This is a genomic window from Halorubrum sp. AJ67 (assembly GCF_000513435.1).
The window spans coordinates 58,720-59,792 of sequence record NZ_CBVY010000018.1; the positions used below are offsets into that span (position 1 = coordinate 58,720).

Annotated in this window: 1 protein-coding gene; it reads left to right on the top strand. The window is 70.7% G+C overall.

Annotation, left to right across the window (positions count from 1 at the left end):
• Positions 1-1,073 (top strand): Gfo/Idh/MocA family protein (locus BN903_RS12835; protein WP_079890679.1); only part of this gene is annotated, 1,073 nt, incomplete at both ends.

Genomic DNA, 1,073 nt, shown 5'->3' on the forward strand with positions numbered 1-1,073 from the left:
AGGCGTTCGCCCGGACGTTCGACCTCGGCGCGGACGCCGTCTACGAGGACTACGCGGAGATGATCGCGGCGGTCGAGCCGGACCTCGTGAGCGTCTGCGTCCCCCCGGGAATTCACGCCGACATCGTCGTCGACTGCGCCGAGAGCGGCCACGTCGCGGCGATCCACTGCGAGAAGCCGATGGCGGACACCTGGGGGGACTGTCGAGAGATGGTCCGGACGTGCGAGCGCGCCGACGTCCAACTGACGATCAACCACCAGCGGCGGTTCGGCGCGCCGTTTCGCAAGGCCAAGCGACTGCTCGCGAACGGGGAGGTCGGCGAGCTATACCGGCTAGAGTTCGCGGACGAGACGCTGTTCGACGCCGGGATCCACCAGGTCGACCTCTGTCAGTTCTTCACCGACGGGGCCGACGTCGACTGGGTCGCGGCGCAGGTCGACTACCGGGAGGAGAACCGCTGGTTCGGAACGCCGAACGCCACGCAGGCGCTCGTCCAGTGGCGCTACGCCGACGGGACGTTCGGGCTCGCCACGACCGGCGACTCCGCGCCGCCGGGGGCGTGTTACCTCCGGATCGTCGGCGCGGACGGTACGATCGAACTCGGCGTCGAGGACGGGCCGACGCTCCGGTACCGGACGGACGGCGGGAAGTGGAAGTCGGTCGACACGGACGGCGAGAACCTCCACGGCCGCGACTCGCCGGGGTACCTCGGTGCCGCGCTGGGGAAGATCCGATCGCGGCTCCCGCTCGTCTCGACCGCGGACCGGACGGCTCCGATCTTCATCGAGCGGGCGATCGCCGACGCGGTCGAGGGACTGAACCGAGACGTGGAACCGGAGCTCTCCGGCCGGAACGCGCTCCGAGCGACGGAGGTGATCTTCGCCGCCTGGGAGTCGACCCGACGCCGGGGACGGGTCGACCTCCCGCTCGACATCGAGGACAACCCGCTCGTCGCCATGATCGAGTCCGGACAGTTGGGCCCCGCCGCGGACGACGCGGAGGACGACGACGCGAGCGACGGAGGTGACCCGGAAGACGCGGACGCCGCGGAGGACGCGGAGGACGACGACGCG